Source organism: Burkholderia sp. PAMC 28687, from assembly GCF_001577465.1.
Classification (GTDB): Bacteria; Pseudomonadota; Gammaproteobacteria; order Burkholderiales; family Burkholderiaceae; genus Caballeronia.
On sequence record NZ_CP014505.1, the window covers coordinates 807,626 to 823,082 of the forward strand.

Here is a 15,457-nt window from a genome sequence, read left to right on the forward strand (position 1 = left end):
CGGGTTATCGGCACGAGCGATTTCGAATCAACGCGCATCTTTGCTAAAGCGTCAGCTAACCACGGAGGCGACCATGAATCCTGTTCCATCGTCCGTCTCTGTGGATACGCACCACGACGCGCTCAGTGTCGATTCGCGTCGTGACGCCCAGGTTGAGCTGAACACTGAAAACCACGCGCACGATCACGACCAGGACGGAGATTCTCCGTCGGCGGCGCGCAAGTATATTGACGCAGTCCTCGAACAATCGTTTCGCCATCTGTTCGGGCCGACCGCCACCCCGGAAAAACCGCGCCGCAGCGACGTCGTTTCCATCGCGAAACTGACGACCGAACTGGCCGCGTATCTTTCGCCGGAAGAAATCAAGCAGGTCAAACAGGCTTTCCATTTCAGCGACGAAGCCCATCTCGGGCAGTATCGTCAGAGTGGCGAGCCGTACATCACGCATCCTGTTGCAGTCGCGGAAATTTGCGCGAGCTGGAAACTCGACGATCAATCCATCATGGCGGCATTGCTCCATGACGTGATCGAAGATCAGGGCGTGACGAAAACCGAAATCGCGGAACGGTTCGGGCCGAAGGTTGCAGAACTCGTCGACGGTTTGTCGAAGCTCGACAAAATGGAGTTCCGCAATCGCGAGGAAGCGCAGGCGGAAAACTTCCGCAAGATGCTGCTCGCCATGGCGCGCGACGTACGCGTGATCCTCGTGAAGCTCGCGGACCGGCTGCACAACATGCGCACGCTCGGCGCCGTGCCGCCGGAAAAACGGCGTCGTGTGGCGCGCGAGACCATCGACATCTATGCGCCTATTGCGCATCGGCTCGGGCTGAACAATACGTATCGCGAACTGCAGGATCTGAGTTTCGCGAACTTCAATCCGCACCGTTACGCCACGCTCGAGCGCGCCGTCAAGGCCGCACGCGGCAACCGGCGGGAAGTGGTCGGCAAGATCATGGAAGCGGTGCAGCGGACCATTGCTGACGCGAAGATCAAGGCGGACGTTACCGGCCGCGAAAAAACCATCTTCAGCATCTACAAGAAGATGCGCGACAAGCAGTTGTCGTTTTCGCAAGTGCTCGACGTGTACGGCTTTCGCGTCGTGCTGGACACGGCGCTGGAGTGCTACACGTGCATTGGCGCACTGCATGCGCTCTACAAGCCGGTGCCGGGCAAGTTCAAGGATTACATCGCGATTCCGAAGGTGAATGGCTATCAGTCGTTGCACACCACGCTCGTGGGTCCGTTTGGCGCGCCTATCGAGTTCCAGATCCGCACGCGCAAGATGCACGAGATCGCAGAAGCCGGGGTGGCAGCGCATTGGCTGTACAAGAACGGCGGCGCCGATCTCAACGACGTGCAAAAGCGCGCGCATCAATGGCTCAAGTCGTTGTTGGACATACAGAGCGAAGCCGGCGATTCCAGCGAATTCCTCGAACACGTCAAGATCGACCTGTTCCCGGATGCGGTGTATGTGTTCACGCCCAAGTCGAAGATCATGCCGTTGCCGCGCGGCGCCACGGCGCTCGACTTTGCGTACTCCATCCACAGCGACCTCGGCAATCAGTGTGTCGCGGTCAAGATCAACAACGAGTTGCTGCCGTTGCGTACGGAGTTGAAGAGCGGCGACATTGTCGAAGTCATTACCGCGCCGTACTCGAAGCCGAATCCCGCCTGGCTCGGCTTTGTACGTACCGGCAAGGCGCGCTCGGCGATTCGTCATTATCTGAAGACGATGCGCCTGAATGAATCGGTGCAGCTGGGCGAACGGCTCGTCGATCAATCTCTCAAGGGCTATGGCCTGGCGCTTTCCGAAGTAACCGCGGAAGTCTGGGAGAAGCTGGCTCAGTGGACGGGCAACAAGAGCCGTCAGGAAATTTTCGCGGACATCGGCCTCGGCCGCCGTGTCGCAGCAGTGATGGCAAAGCGCATCGAAGTGTTGATGACCGGGCGGGACGACGACGATTCTCCGCGCGAGAGCTTCACCACGAACACTGCGCCGCCGGTCGTGATCACCGGCACGGAAGGCATGTCGGTGCAACTGTCGGCGTGCTGCCGCCCGATTCCCGGCGACGACATCATGGGTTATATCGGCATCGGGCTGGGCATGGCGATCCACACCACGGAATGCCGGGTTGCGCAGCGCATCCACAGGCGCGATCCCGGCCGATGGATCGACGTTGCCTGGGCGCCCCAGCCGGGCCGTCTCTTCGATGTCGCCATCAAGGTGCTCGTGAGCACATCGAAGGGCGTATTCGCCCGCGTGGCGGCTGACATCACGTCCGCCGACGCGAACATCGTCCACATTGCAATGGACGAGGACGTGACGCAGGAATCCACCGTATTGCGCTTCGTGATCCAGGTCAGTGACCGCGTGCATCTGGCGAACGTGATGCGGCGTGTCCGGACGAATCCGGATGTGATGCGCATTGCGCGTGAGCGGCCAAGTGACGAGCCGCATCATCGCAACAACGAAGGCGGCATGCGGATCGATCGCGAACGCGGCGACTACTAGCGTCCTCACGTTCGCCTCATTGCGGCAGTTGGCGCGGCAAGTTCAAGCACCGACGCTGGAACACGACCTGCGTGCCCTGTACCCATTCTGCGTACAACGAGGGCACTTATGAAAACATCAGAACTGGAAGGCGCCGAGCTCGACTATTGGGTCGCGCGAGGGCTGCACGACTTCATCCGCGAAATCCATTTCACCGATGGTGGCCAGACCCTCGCCATTCGTGGCAATGACCGTGGACGCGCGTGGGATGGGCGGTTCTTGCCGTCATCGTCCTGGGAAGCTGCGTCGGTAGTGTTGGAGCGCGCGTGCCGGCTGGAAATGAGCGATCACGGGCGCGGCGAAGTCGTTTGCACCGCGGTGTTCGGCAAGGATGGCGGGGAAGTGGAGGGGCGTGGCGCGTCGTTGAGAGTTGCGTTGCTTCGCGCGTTTTTGCTGCACGCATTTGGCGAGACCGTGGACGACGAATATCCGCATCGTTCGCAAATGCTTTTGGGCGAGCGTGCGGAGCCGTTGGGCGAGCAGAGTTCGGTTGCGTCGGTTGATGATGCACCGGCGCCGGATGGACGTATCGGCGACATTGGTTCGGCCGCGCGCCAGTAAGCGCCGGGCATCAAACCGGCCCACAAACAAAAAGGGCCTTCCGCGAGGAAGGCCCTTCTCAAATTGGTGCGGCTGGCAGGATTCGAACCCACGACCCCTTGGTTCGTAGCCAAGTACTCTATCCATCTGAGCTACAGCCGCATGTGCAACAGGGTAATACAAAAATCGACTATGACAAACTAATACATGAAACGCTCGATGAGCAAAGCGTTTTGAAGAAGTGGTGCGGCTGGCAGGATTCGAACCCACGACCCCTTGGTTCGTAGCCAAGTACTCTATCCATCTGAGCTACAGCCGCACGCGAGACCAAGAGTATAGCCAAGCTCTCCCAAAAAAGGAAGGGTTATGGCGCAATTTGTGTGATGCCGATCTTCTTCGTGTTACCTTGCACAGGAGCGATCTCGCCTTTCTATACGTTATTTTGAGCGGTTTGCACCATGAATAAAGCATTTGTCAAAGAATCGGATGAGAGTGACGACGACCTCGATATCGAACAGCCGCCAGGCGTTCCGCCCGGCACCAAGAACTACATCACGCCGGCAGGGCACCTGCGCCTGCGTGATGAATTGCTGCATTTGCTCGATGTTGAACGTCCGGATGTCGTGAAGCTGCTCTCATGGGCGGCATCGAATGGTGACCGTTCGGAGAACGGCGACTACATCTATGGCAAGCGTCGATTGCGCGAGATCGACCGGCGTATCCGTTTTTTGACCAAGCGCCTGGATTTGGCAGAAGTGGTGGACAGCAGCCGGCAGGAGAACGTCGATCAGGTGTTTTTCGGTGCGACGGTGACGTATGCCGGCGACGATGGGGAAGAGCAGACGGTGACGATCGTGGGCGTGGACGAGGTGAATCTGGATGTAGGGCATGTGAGCTGGATATCGCCCATTGCGCGCGCGTTGCTCAAGGCGAAGGTTGGCGACACGGTGACGCTGCATACGCCGGCGGGCGTTCAACAGATCGATATCCTCGACGTGCACTATCCGCCGAAGACCTGAGCCGGGATCACGCAAAACCTCGGGACGAAAAAAAGCGCCGCAAGCGGCGCTTTTTTCACATCGGTACTACCTGAATCAAAGCTTAGAAGCGGTGACGAATGCCAACCGTTGCCGACACTTGATTCGGGGTCGACGACATGCCTACGCCCGTGATCGGAGCGCCGAGGCCCGTGCCGTCGAGGTCGATTGCGTGAACGTACTCACCTTGCAGGTACACGTCAGTGCGCTTCGACAGCGAGTAAGCCGTTTGCAGGGCGAACTGATGGAACGAAGGCTTCTGACCGTCGATACGTGCGTCCGTGTACGTGTACTCGCCAGCCAGGCTGAGTGCCGGGGTCAGCGCGTAACGGCCGTTCAACTCGTAGTTGTTGAAGCGGATGTAGTTGCCGGTCGCGACGCCGTTCGTTGCGCTGATTGCGCCGGCTGCGATGCCAACTGCATCTTCAAGCTTCGTTTGCGTGAACACGAAGCCAACCGTTGCCGGGCCGAACGCGTAGTTCAAGCCAGCACCGTACGTGCGCTGCGTGCCAGCCACGAACGTGTTGTCGCCTGCAACTGCACCACCCGTGTTCGACAGTGCGGCGTTGATGTTCGCGCCGGTCGTGTCGTTGTTGAGTTGCAAGTAAGCAGCAGCGATGTTCAACGGACCGTAGTTATACGACGCGCCAACGCTGTATGCACGGTTGTTTGCGAAACCGTCAGCCTGGTTCGAGAAGCCGTACTGCGCGCCGAACTTGAAGCCAGCGTAGTTCGCGCTCTGGTACTTGACCGAGTTGTTGATACGGAACGAGTTGTCGAGGTTGTCGTTGTCGAACGGGTGGGCGAACTGCGTACCACCGTACTGCGTGCCGGTCAGAGCCAACGGGCCCAGGTAGTCAACCACTGAGTCATATTGACGACCGAGGGTCACAGCACCGTATTGCGTGCTCGACAGACCAACGAATGCTTGACGGCCGAATTCGCGACCACCTTGACCCAGCGTGCCGTTAGCAATGCTGAAGCCGTTTTCCAACGTGAAGATTGCCTTCAGGCCACCACCGAGGTCTTCAGCGCCGCGCAGGCCCCAACGGCTGCCGTTCACCGAGCCGCTCGTCATCTTGAAGTTGTGTTGGCCGCCTTGGTTGTTCGTGTACGTCAGGCCAGCGTCGATCAAACCGTACAGCGTCACGCTGCTTTGTGCGTGAGCAGCGGTAGCAAATACGCCCGTCAGGGCGGCGACCATGAGAGTCTTTTTCATCTTTGTAACTCCGAGAGCAGTTTGGGTCTGACAACCCAGGCTTGAAGGAAACCTTCACTCCGACGCGCTGCGAGAGGCGCTGTCAGATGAATTCGTGTGGCAATGAATTGACACAGTCGTTTCCGGACCAGACGAAGTGTAAAGACGGTGTTACAGCGATGGCATTCCGATTTCCGCAATAAAGTATTCTGCTATCGGCAATGATCGTAAAATTCCAGCGAAGGCTTGACTGGCAAGGAGTTGCGGGGGATTGGGAAGGGTGATGCGCACGTGTCAACAACGTGTCGTTGCGCAATTGCTACAACTTCTATCGTTAAAATACAACGCCAATAATCCGAAAAGGCGATTGTTGACGGAACCGCAATAGATGATTGCCAGAAGTGTGGATGATTCCCCGGTAATGCATGGCTATACTTAATTCGCTGCTTTCCGAAGCAGACTTTTTCGTTGACGGAAAAGATCTCCAAACCTTGTCAGCGCGACTTCACCGTCGCGCTTTTTTTTCGTCTAAACCGCGAAAAGCGGATTCACGAGGAATCCGCTTGGTGCAATCTCAGTCTTCCACGAAAACCTCAGAACGCAGGCTCCATTTCTTCTTTAGCCTGCCCCGGTGCGTCTTCAACCTGGGTTTCAAGCGACAGAGGAGCCGCAAAAGTCCAGTCTTCCATTACGTACCGCCGAGCATCCATTGGTGATGACAACAAGTTTTGCCAGTGATCCCCATGCCACGCTGGATCGAAATCGAGTAAAGACAACGTTTGTGCTTCTGATGTTTCCACTGCGGGTTGAGGGCCTACCAGAGTCCTGATCCACGAAAACATGCTTTTGAGTTCGGTCGTCACGACATGACCTCCTTAAAAAGTGTTTGCGGTACACATCCATGATGCCGAGCGTCTGCTTCGGTAACAAGACTCGTAAACGCTTACGATTCGATAAAACTGGTTACATCGCAAGTAAATTATGCCGATGGCGATTTTCGGAGCCCGATTTCGCAAATGTTGCGATGACTCGTCCTTTCAATCTCCGAACTCAATAGGCGAATTGCATGAATTCGAAGGGCGGACGGCCCGTGGGCTAAAATGGGCTGACTCTCTCTATTAGTGGTCAGCAGCCTTGCTCCCAACCGTTTCCAATCTCTATTGTGCCGAGCCGCTGGTTTTTGTCGATCTGGAGACAACGGGCGGAAGCCTGGGTGTTCATCGAATCACTGAAATTGGTGTGGTCGAAGTCGGCCCGGCGGGTGTGACGCAATGGAGTTCGCTCGTCAATCCGCAGCAGCCCATTCCATTCTTCATTCAGCAACTCACCGGAATCAGCGATTCAATGGTGCGTGATGCGCCGACTTTCGATGTAATCGCGCATGATCTTCTGGCGCGTCTCGACGGCAGATTGTTCGTGGCTCACAACGCGCGCTTCGATCACGGCTTTCTGCGCAGCGAATTCAAACGACACGGCATCAGGTTTCAGCCGGACGTTCTGTGCACGGTGCAGTTGTCGCGCGCGATCTATCCTACCGAGCGCCGGCACGGTCTGGATGCGTTGATCGAGCGGCACGCGCTGGTTCCGTTTGCCCGTCACCGGGCACTCGCCGATGCCGATCTTCTCTGGCAGTTCTGGCAGCACCTTCACAACGCGCATTCCGCCGATATTCTCCGCGGTCATATAGATCAGGTCACGCGGCGCTTCCGGCTGGCCGGGGATATCGATGAAGACACCATCGAGCGCATTCCGGCGGGTTGTGGCGTCTATGTGTTCTACAGCGAAAACGACGTGCCGCTTTATGTGGGGCGAAGCGTGCGTTTGCGTCAGCGCGTGCGCGCGCATTTGACGGGTATGAAGCGGTCCGCGAAGGAACAGCGGCTTGCGGAACTCGTGAGGCGCGTCGAGTGGACGGGGACGGGCGGTGAGATTGGCGCGATGCTCGAGGAAGGGCGTTCGATTGCGCGGCTTGGTCCGGCGCATAACCGTGTATCGAAAGCACGTCGCGACGATCCGCGCGGCGCGCCATGGACGCATCCCGGCGCAATTGCGATCGAAGAGGCGGACGCCACGACCGGCGCGCGCGCCTGGCATGTGGTCGACGGGTGGCAGTTTTTCGGCACGGCAACTTCTCTCGACGAAGCTGCGCGCCTGCGTTCGTCCGCAGCATTGGCGGTCTTCGAGTTGTCGACCTATCGAATTCTCAGCGAGCGGTTGTCGCGTGGATTGAAGATCGTGCCGCTCGGGGTTGCAATGCTGGTTGGCACCGAATCCGCTTAACCCACAGCCCCGACGCCTCCCGCGCAGACGTGCGATAACGCGCGTGTCAGCGGCGCATTCTGGGTCGAGTCGTAGCGCGTCATATGTTTCCATCGAGCGATGCTGTCGGAGAGGCGCACCGGGCAGTCATCGGCGTGACGCAAGGGCTCCACGCGAGCCAGCGCGCCAAGCAGCGAATTTGTCACGCGATCGAGTTGCGGCCGGGTATCTCGGGCGAGATCCGGTGGCGTGCCTCCCGGCGGACGGGACTTGCGCCAGTTGTCGAAGAGGGCGTTCTGCACATCCTTGCTCGCCTCGATCTGATCACGAAAGAAATCTCGCGCGAACGCCGGATCGATTCCGGCGGCCTTCGCCTGGCTGTCAATGCGTGCAAGCAGCGCGGCCTCGCGGGGTTGATCGGTGATCGATTCGTGATTCGCCCACTTCCAGCGTGCGACTGGTTCAGCCAAGGCCAGCCGTTGCGACGATAACGCGATGAGATTGGTGAGCGGAGTATCGTCGCCGTCGGCTAGAGCATTCGATGCAAACGTCGCGGCGATCGTCATGGACGTGGCGGCAAAAGCGATGGTCCGCAGAGTACGCAAGAAGGAAGTGGAGAGCATGAGCGGCCGTTAGCGTGCGAAGAGCCGCAGCTTAACCCACGATGTTTGAAATGGTTGTCACATTGTGATGCGCGCGGCCGCGCACGGCATCACAGAGGAGAGATGTCGCGAAACTCAGGCGTGTAGCGGCCGCAGTCCGCGCGCGGTCCACACAAAGCCGGCACACGCATGGCGCATGCGAAAATTTTCAGCAATTACTTCGAGTCGCACAGGTTGCGTTGTTCGTCGAAGAAGGCCCGGACATGCTCCGGCAATTCCGCGAGGAATTCGACTGCGACCGGATCTTGATCCGGACAGCGCACCTTGTCGGGCGTCGGAATTTTGGTCGGTTTGGCGTCCATCACTTTCTCTCCTTGTATGAGGTCGATTATCAATCTCGACTCTGGCTTCGCGCTAGCGTCGAATGCGCGGTTGGAACTTTTCCGGTTTCTTTGTTGCTTTAACGGAACAACCCTGAGGTGACTTAAGCGTGTCACAAGTTAATCCGTCGGTATTGGCTTCTGCCTTTATTGCCGATACCCATGCTGCTTTGCGGCAAATATTTCGCCAGATGCTTCAAACTCTGCGTGATGCGCCAGATGCGCTATTCGGCGTGGCGCAAACCGCTGAATAACGCGTCCTCCTATTATTGATAACGGCAGCATTTCGGCTCGGTTGACCAAATTATTAACTTTTAAAAAGCTTTTTGCTCTCGATGCGTTTGGCAGCGCACATTCCCATAGAAACGAATGTTCGCAAATCAGATAAATCCGAAACATCGATAAAGCGACGTGAATATGTTCGTTTTACGATGAGTTTAAATTCCGGGCTTAACGCATTACTTTAAGTGTGCGGCGTGAAGCATTGCAGCGAAAGAATATTTAGCGCTGAAGGGCTAGTTGGACCGCGCTGCAACCGAATCAATCGAGCCGGTTGCAAGCGCCAATGCGGCCGCCGCCGAGAGCGCGCCGCTGTAACTGTCCGCGCTTGCGTTTTTCGCGACCAGCAGTTGGTTCTGTGCGAGCAACGCGTCAGTGATCGAACCCACGCCTTGGCGGTATGCGTCGAACGCGGCGTCGTACGTGGTCTGCGCGGCGCTCAGCAATTCGCTCGCGGCGGCGTTCGCGGCCAGGCTCGTCTGCAGTGTGTTCTGGGCGGTGACAATCTGCCGGACCGCTTCTTCGCGGCTTCGGGCGAGGCGGGTGGACGCACTGTCGGCATCGTTGCGTGCCTGTGCGAGCACGGCCTGCCGCAAGCCGCCGTCGTATAACGGAATGGTCACGCCGACGATCACGCTGCCGCCGTAGCGGCCGCCGCTCAGGTTCACCGTCGGCAATTGCTGGCCGATGCTCGGAACAGCCGATATGGAAGAACTGCCGGTGTTGTACGCACCGTTCGCCGAGAGAAAAACCTTCGGCATGAATTCCGACTCGGCGGACTTTACTTTTGCGAAATTGATTCGTTCGGCGGCATAGGCGCTTAGCACGTCGGGGCGCCGGGCAATCGCGTCCGACACGATCCGCTCGATTGAATCGTTCAGCGGTGACGGAAGCGTGCGCGCCGGCATCACGGCGATCATGGGTTGCGATAACGGCGATATTCCCATGGCCGAAATCAGCATCAGATAGGCATTGCTCTCGACGCCCTGCGCCTGGACCAGCGCGAGCTTCGCCTGCGCGCGGTTCTGGTTGGCCTGCGCGACTTCGATGACCGTGCCGATGCCATGTTTGTAGCGCGATTGCGCGGCGGCGAAAATGGCTTCGGCGTTGTCCAGGCCTTGCCGCGTGGTGGCAATACGGGCGCGCGCCGCCTGATAGGTATAGAACGCGACGCTGACATCGAAAATCACTTGCTGGTGAACCGCGGTAAAGCCGATGTTCGCCATCACCGAACCCTGCGACGCCGCCTCGACGCGTGCGGCGCGTCCGCCGAAATCGAAGAGCAGCCATTGCAGCGACAGCACCGATGTCGCGCCGTGTCCCGAGCCATTGGTTGACGAACCGTCGAACGCCGACGAGTTCGGGCCCTGGGTGGCCGCGTACTGTCCCATTGCTGCTATCGATAATTGCGGAAGGTACGCGCCCTTGGTAATGCCTGCCGCCAGCGCTGCGTTGCGCGCATCGTTCCACGCAATACGCGTCAGCGGATTCGCCGATTCCGCCAGATCGATTAGTTCGGCCAACTCGTACGCATGTGACTGCGATAGCGTCGGAGGAGGGCGAACGGCGGCGAGCGCGGGATTCGCGGGCAATTGATAGTTGCTTGCCAACACCGATCCTGCTGATCCCGTCGCCGGCCCGGGCACGATGGCGCCCGTCGAATCCGTCTTTGGCTGCCAAGGATGGTCGGGGCTCTCGGGCGCCATATCGATGGACGATGTCGCGCACCCGGCCAGACCCGCCGCCGTCAGGATTGCCAGTGCGAAGGAAGGCTTAAGCCGCAGCATGAGTCGTGAAGCCCTTCGCCGCGTCGCTCGGCGCGGCGTGTTCGAGTTGGATGAGGCGTGCATTGCCGAGGCCGAGCAAGGCGGTGCGCGTGTCGTTGTTTGCATCGGCGGGCGATGGTGGTGGTGTGCCGGCGCCAACGGTTTCACCTGAAAGCCGGCTGATCCAATCGTCGATGGCGGTATCGCCCGGATGCCGTTCTGCGAGCAGGAACATGGGCGTTTCAAGGGCGTCGAGCCTGGCCAGTGCGTTGCGGCGCTCGGCGATCCACGTTGCATCTGGACGAACCCATGACGGCTCGAAATGCATCGTCGCAAGATCCTGTTCCAGCGCGCCGCATTGAGCCATTGCGCTCGCGGCCATCGCGCGGCGCGTGCCGGCGTGCGTCAGCATCGCGATCCGCTTCCATTGCTGTTGCAGCGCGGTGAGGCCGGCATCCACGCGCGCCGCAACGCTTACCGGCCACACGCGCGTGAAGATGAGATAGACGACCACGTTGCCGATCAGAATCCCGATCGTGCGATCCCGCGCGATGGTCAGGTCGAATGCGGGCGCCGGACCCTGGATCACGCACATGAAAAACACCAGCGCGATCTGGAATCCCGCATACGCGATACGCGGCGAACCAAACGCGATCCACGCCGAGAGCCATGTACCGGCAAACACGATTCCCATCAGCCCGAGAGCGGCCGTCGTCACGGGCATCAGGAACACGATCGCAGCCGTACCGAGGATCGCGCCAATGAGACACCCGGCGATACGCAGCGTCATTTTCTCTACGGTTTCGGCGGTCGTGCCGAGCGACACCATGTAGACGGTGATGAAGCAGGTATGGATGCCCGGCCAGTTGATTTGCGTGTAGAGCAGATAGCAGAACATCGCGGCTGCCGTGGTCTTCAGCGCGTAGCGGACGTGCTCGGGGTTCGTGAATGCATCGGGCAGAAAGAACCCGCCGGATTTGGCGGCGGGCGGTGGGAGCGGTGCATCGGCTTCAACCACCGCAAAGCGGGTGATCGCCCGCTGCAGATCTTCGGCAACGACTCGTGCGAGCGGCAGCAGTTCAGCCACGCCGGGCAGAGTGAGCTCGATATCGACCGGATAACCGCCTGCCTCGAGCATGCGCGCCATGTTCTCCAGTGTGTCGGCCATCGGTGCTGCAAAGGCTGCGGGCAAACGCGCCGATGCTTCGCGGGCGGCCAGATCGGCGGCGACCAGAATCGCAAGCGTCGATGAAACCGCTTGCCTGAGCGCCGGGAAATCCGCGCGCGCCGACGAGCCGTCGACGACTGACAGCTTCAGCCATGTGCCGATCTGCTCATCGCCTTCACGCAAGCAGGCGCCGAGTGCGGCTTGTGTCGACTCCGGGTCGACCAGGCTCCGGGCGGCAAGCCGCAGGCGCCTGGCTAGCGTGCGGCCCGCGAGCCGCCGTGGCGACGGCGCGATCAGCACGTTGACGCAAACCGATACTGCGAACGGAATTGCTGTCATCACCCAGGCGTAGAGCAGGGCGCGGGTCGCCACTTCGCCGAACGGCACGCTGCCGAGTTCATCGAGCAAAAAGCCGATGATCATCGCGAGGATCGCGCCCACTGGCCGCAGCTTGCTCGCCGACGTCACGAACAGCAATCCGAACGACAGCCCCGCGATGCATGCGACCCGCCAGAGGGGATCGTCGAGCGCAAACATGGCCACGATCAGTACGATGCCGAGAAACACCGTGACCAGCACGAGCATCGCGATGCTTTGCACGACGCTCATCACCCGGTCGGGCTGGTTCAGGAAAAACACGACATAAGCGGAAATCGCGGCTTCCACCGTGCCGTAGGCGCTTGTCACATATGCCGTCAGCGCGCAGATCAACGCAATGCGGCACGCCATTGCCGCTCGCCCGGGAAAGGGCGCGAGGAGCTTCAGGATGTCGGCGGCACCCGGCCGGGCAAGATCACCGGCAGGCTGCGCCATGCCGCACCTCGACCATCGCACTTGCGCCAACCCGGACCAGTTGCGCGGCCGGCTCGTCAAGACGCACGCGAACCGGGAAGCGCTGGGCGACGCGGACCCAGTTCACTGATTGCTGAACGATAGGCAATGAGCGCGGCAGATCGATCCGGTCGGTATCGGCAACACCCGCGCCGATGCCCGTCACCTTGCCGTGGATCGCCTGGCTTCGGTCGATCATCGAATAGACGGTTGCGCAATCGCCGGGTTGAATGCGCGCGAGTTCCGTTTCGCGGAAGTTCGCGACCGCGAACCATTCGTCCGAGTGGACGAGCGTGAAGATCGACTGATGCGGCGCGACCGTTTCGCCGGCCAGCACCGAGAGGCCCGTGACAAAACCATTGTGCGGCGCGCGCACGATGCTTGAATCGAGGCTGTGCTGCGCAATCCCGAGTGCGGCCTCGCGCGCAACCACGATGGCGACTTCGCCTGCATCGTCGCCGATCGTCTGCGCGGTTGCCTGCTTTTGTTCTTGTGCCTGCTTGAGAGACAGCGCGGCGTCGCGTTGGGCAACTTGCGCCTGATCGAGCTGCTGCGTGGACACATAGCCCTTCGCCGCGAGCGGCGTGAGCCGCTGCACGCTGCGCGATGCGAGTTCATAGTTGCGTGCGGCTTTTCCGGTCTGATCTCCTGCGATCACCGCATTAGCGCGCTCGCTGATGAGCCTCTTGCGGCGCGTTTCCAGCGCCGCCCGGGCGAGATCGAGGTCGGCCTGGGTCTGCGCGACCAGCAGCCGGAACGGAACCGGATCGATCTCGAACAGCACGTCGCCTTTTGCAACGTGCTGGTTGTCCTCCACGAGCAACCGGACGATGCGGCCGCCGACCGGCGATGCGATGTGGACTACATCGGCATCGATTGTGGCGTCATCGGTCGAAGGAAAGCGGGTTGTCCGGTCATACGCGTAGTACGCCGCTGCGAGACCGAGCACGATGATCACGCCCGCGATCATTCGACCTTTCATAAAGCCTTGGCGTTTGCCGGCGATTTTCATGGCAGATGTCCTGTTCCCGACAGCCAGAAGAGCACGGCGATCATGACGCCAATAGCCATGCACACGAAAAGCTGAAACGGGACGATCTGCGCAAGGCCAGTGGACACGAATATTCGATGTGCGATCAGCGCGCCAATAAACCCGATCAACGCGCTCATTAACCAGAGCGGAAAATAGGCGCCGAAGATTTCATATGACGGCGCACCGCGTAACGCGCATCCCGAGAGAAGCAGACTCAACACAGGAGTCGCGGAAAGATGCCGCGTGCGCTGCAGGATCGCGTTGCGGACGCTTATTTGAATGGGTTTTGGCGGCATTGCAGCGTGCGTGTTGATAAAGGCCCGGGGGAAGCAACGAAATCATGGGCACTTTAACAGCGCGGCAAATTCATATCCAAGAATTCGCACAATGCACAACTTTTATTACGAATTTTCCGAAAGCGTGCAGCAAATAGAAATAATGAGATAACGCGGGCGGAGTTTATGTCTTGAGTTTTTAAGTCGAACGCAACGCGAATCAGCAAAGCAAAAAGCCCAGTCCGAAGACTGGGCTTTTTGCTTGATGCTATTTGGTGCCGGAAAGAGGAATCGAACCCCCGACCTTCGCATTACGAATGCGCTGCTCTACCGTCTGAGCTATTCCGGCATCAGAGAAACGAGATTATAAGGACCCTTCGCCGAGTTTGGCAAGACCCCTGGTCAATTCTTTTCTGCGTGATAGCGCGTGACGCGTTCGACCTCGCTTTTCGACCCGAGGAACACCGGGACGCGCTGATGCAAGCTGGTCGGAACGATATCGAGAATGCGCTGTTCGCCATCGGTCGCGGCGCCGCCCGCCTGCTCCACGATGAACGCCATTGGATTCGCTTCGTACATCAGGCGCAACTTGCCCGGACGATCCGGCGTGCGTTTGTCGGCGGGGTACATGAACACGCCGCCACGATTCAGGATGCGATGCACGTCGGCGACCATCGATGCAATCCAGCGCATGTTGAAGTCTTCCTTGCGCGGACCATCCTTGCCTTCGTTCAGTTCGTTCACATACTTCTGCACCGGCGCGTACCAGTGACGGCTGTTCGACGCGTTGATTGCGTATTCGCGCGTTTCAGTGGGAATCTGCATGTTGTTTTGCGTGAGCACCCACGAACCAAGTTCGCGATCGAGCGTGAAGCAGTTGACGCCGTAACCCGTGGTCAGCACGAACACCGTTTGCGGTCCATAAACCGCGTAGCCTGCCGCGACTTGCGCCGAACCCGGCTGCATGAACGCCTCTTCACTCGGCTCCATGCCGTCGGGGCATCGGAGAACGGAGAAGATCGTCCCAATCGATACGTTCACGTCGATGTTCGACGAGCCATCGAGCGGATCGAACGTGAGCAGATAGTTGCCCTTCGGGTAACGATTCGGGATCGGGAAGATCTTTTCCATTTCTTCCGATGCCATCGCGGCGAGGTTGCCGCCCCATTCGTTGGCTTCGAGCAGGATTTCGTTCGAGAGGATGTCGAGCTTCTTCTGCACTTCACCCTGGACGTTCTCGCTGCCGGCCGAGCCGAGCGCTTCGCCCAATGCGCCCTTGCTGACTTGATAGCTGATCTGCTTGCACGCACGCGCCACGACTTCAATCAACAAACGCAGGTCGGCGGGAAGGTTTTGATGTTCGCGCTGCTGCTCAATCAGCAACTTGGTCAGCGTGGTGCGACGGGAAATCGATGAAGGGGTCGACATTGCGTTGGGCTCCGGGAGCGTTAAGACGAATGCCCCAGATTCTACCCGCTCAGCTTGTGTGTCTTGATGTCACAAAAAGCATGGCAGCTATATGGCACAAAAAAACCGGC

The 15,457-nt window shown here is 59.3% G+C and carries 14 protein-coding genes and 3 tRNA genes; 5 read left to right on the forward strand and 12 right to left on the reverse strand.

Going from position 1 to position 15,457, the window contains the following annotated elements; all coding sequences use genetic code 11:
- Window positions 1–73 precede the first annotated feature (73 nt).
- Together AX768_RS03785 and AX768_RS03790 are read left to right on the forward strand one after the other, a co-directional pair.
- The gene (locus AX768_RS03785; RefSeq protein ID WP_231941317.1) at window positions 74–2,512 is read left to right on the forward strand and encodes a RelA/SpoT family protein; all 2,439 of its coding nucleotides are present in this window, start codon (window positions 74–76) and stop codon (window positions 2,510–2,512) included.
- Between the two features lie 108 nt (window positions 2,513–2,620).
- The gene (locus AX768_RS03790; RefSeq protein WP_061998848.1) at window positions 2,621–3,112 is read left to right on the forward strand and encodes a phage protein NinX family protein; all 492 of its coding nucleotides are present in this window, start codon (window positions 2,621–2,623) and stop codon (window positions 3,110–3,112) included.
- 64 nt (window positions 3,113–3,176) lie between these two features.
- Here AX768_RS03790 and AX768_RS03795 read toward each other — a convergent pair.
- A tRNA-Arg gene (locus tag AX768_RS03795) sits at window positions 3,177–3,253 on the reverse strand.
- 80 nt (window positions 3,254–3,333) lie between these two features.
- Window positions 3,334–3,410 (reverse strand) — tRNA-Arg (locus tag AX768_RS03800).
- A 139-nt stretch (window positions 3,411–3,549) separates the two neighbouring features.
- Here AX768_RS03800 and greB point away from each other — a divergent pair.
- Window positions 3,550–4,110, forward strand: coding sequence for a transcription elongation factor GreB (gene greB, locus AX768_RS03805; protein ID WP_061998849.1), 561 nt, complete (start codon window positions 3,550–3,552; stop codon window positions 4,108–4,110).
- Window positions 4,111–4,192: 82 nt separating this feature from the next.
- Here greB and AX768_RS03810 read toward each other — a convergent pair whose 3' ends face one another.
- Both AX768_RS03810 and AX768_RS31845 read right to left on the reverse strand, forming a co-directional pair.
- Complete coding sequence (locus tag AX768_RS03810; RefSeq protein WP_061998850.1) at window positions 4,193–5,347, reverse strand: porin; 1,155 nt, start codon at window positions 5,345–5,347, stop codon at window positions 4,193–4,195.
- A gap of 572 nt (window positions 5,348–5,919) precedes the next feature.
- Window positions 5,920–6,168, reverse strand: coding sequence for a hypothetical protein (locus AX768_RS31845; RefSeq protein ID WP_069638375.1), 249 nt, complete (start codon window positions 6,166–6,168; stop codon window positions 5,920–5,922).
- 292 nt (window positions 6,169–6,460) lie between these two features.
- Between AX768_RS31845 and AX768_RS03815 the strand changes: the two genes are divergently transcribed.
- Window positions 6,461–7,606: an exonuclease domain-containing protein gene (locus AX768_RS03815; protein WP_061998851.1), complete on the forward strand. Its 1,146-nt coding sequence runs from the start codon at window positions 6,461–6,463 to the stop codon at window positions 7,604–7,606.
- Here the strand turns inward: AX768_RS03815 and AX768_RS03820 are convergent.
- Together AX768_RS03820 and AX768_RS33210 are read right to left on the reverse strand one after the other, a co-directional pair.
- Complete coding sequence (locus AX768_RS03820) at window positions 7,603–8,208, reverse strand: chorismate mutase (RefSeq protein WP_061998852.1); 606 nt, start codon at window positions 8,206–8,208, stop codon at window positions 7,603–7,605. The two genes, AX768_RS03815 and AX768_RS03820, sit on opposite strands and share 4 nt — an antisense overlap.
- 194 nt (window positions 8,209–8,402) lie before the next feature.
- Window positions 8,403–8,549: a hypothetical protein gene (locus AX768_RS33210; RefSeq protein ID WP_162916035.1), complete on the reverse strand. Its 147-nt coding sequence runs from the start codon at window positions 8,547–8,549 to the stop codon at window positions 8,403–8,405.
- A gap of 128 nt (window positions 8,550–8,677) precedes the next feature.
- Between AX768_RS33210 and AX768_RS32595 the strand changes: the two genes are divergently transcribed.
- Window positions 8,678–8,821: a hypothetical protein gene (locus AX768_RS32595; protein ID WP_155524178.1), complete on the forward strand. Its 144-nt coding sequence runs from the start codon at window positions 8,678–8,680 to the stop codon at window positions 8,819–8,821.
- 261 nt (window positions 8,822–9,082) lie between these two features.
- On the opposite strand, the gene AX768_RS03825 is transcribed toward AX768_RS32595, so the two are convergent.
- The 6 genes from AX768_RS03825 to AX768_RS03850 all read right to left on the reverse strand — a co-directional run bounded on the left by AX768_RS03825 (window position 9,083) and on the right by AX768_RS03850 (window position 15,347).
- On the reverse strand, window positions 9,083–10,633 hold the full coding sequence (locus tag AX768_RS03825) for a TolC family protein (protein ID WP_061998853.1): 1,551 nt from the start codon (window positions 10,631–10,633) through the stop codon (window positions 9,083–9,085).
- Window positions 10,620–12,593: an FUSC family protein gene (locus tag AX768_RS03830; RefSeq protein WP_061998854.1), complete on the reverse strand. Its 1,974-nt coding sequence runs from the start codon at window positions 12,591–12,593 to the stop codon at window positions 10,620–10,622. Before AX768_RS03830 ends, AX768_RS03825 begins: the two co-directional genes overlap by 14 nt.
- Entirely contained in the window at window positions 12,574–13,623 is a 1,050-nt protein-coding gene (mdtN, locus tag AX768_RS03835; RefSeq protein ID WP_061998855.1) for a multidrug transporter subunit MdtN, read from the reverse strand. The genes AX768_RS03830 and mdtN overlap by 20 nt, the downstream gene beginning before the upstream one ends.
- Window positions 13,620–13,940: a YtcA family lipoprotein gene (locus AX768_RS03840; RefSeq protein ID WP_144022153.1), complete on the reverse strand. Its 321-nt coding sequence runs from the start codon at window positions 13,938–13,940 to the stop codon at window positions 13,620–13,622. Before AX768_RS03840 ends, mdtN begins: the two co-directional genes overlap by 4 nt.
- 252 nt (window positions 13,941–14,192) lie before the next feature.
- Window positions 14,193–14,268 (reverse strand) — tRNA-Thr (locus tag AX768_RS03845).
- Between the two features lie 53 nt (window positions 14,269–14,321).
- A complete protein-coding gene (locus AX768_RS03850) occupies window positions 14,322–15,347 on the reverse strand; it encodes a class 1 fructose-bisphosphatase (RefSeq protein ID WP_061998856.1) in 1,026 nt (341 codons plus the stop codon).
- Between the last annotated feature and the right edge of the window lie 110 nt (window positions 15,348–15,457).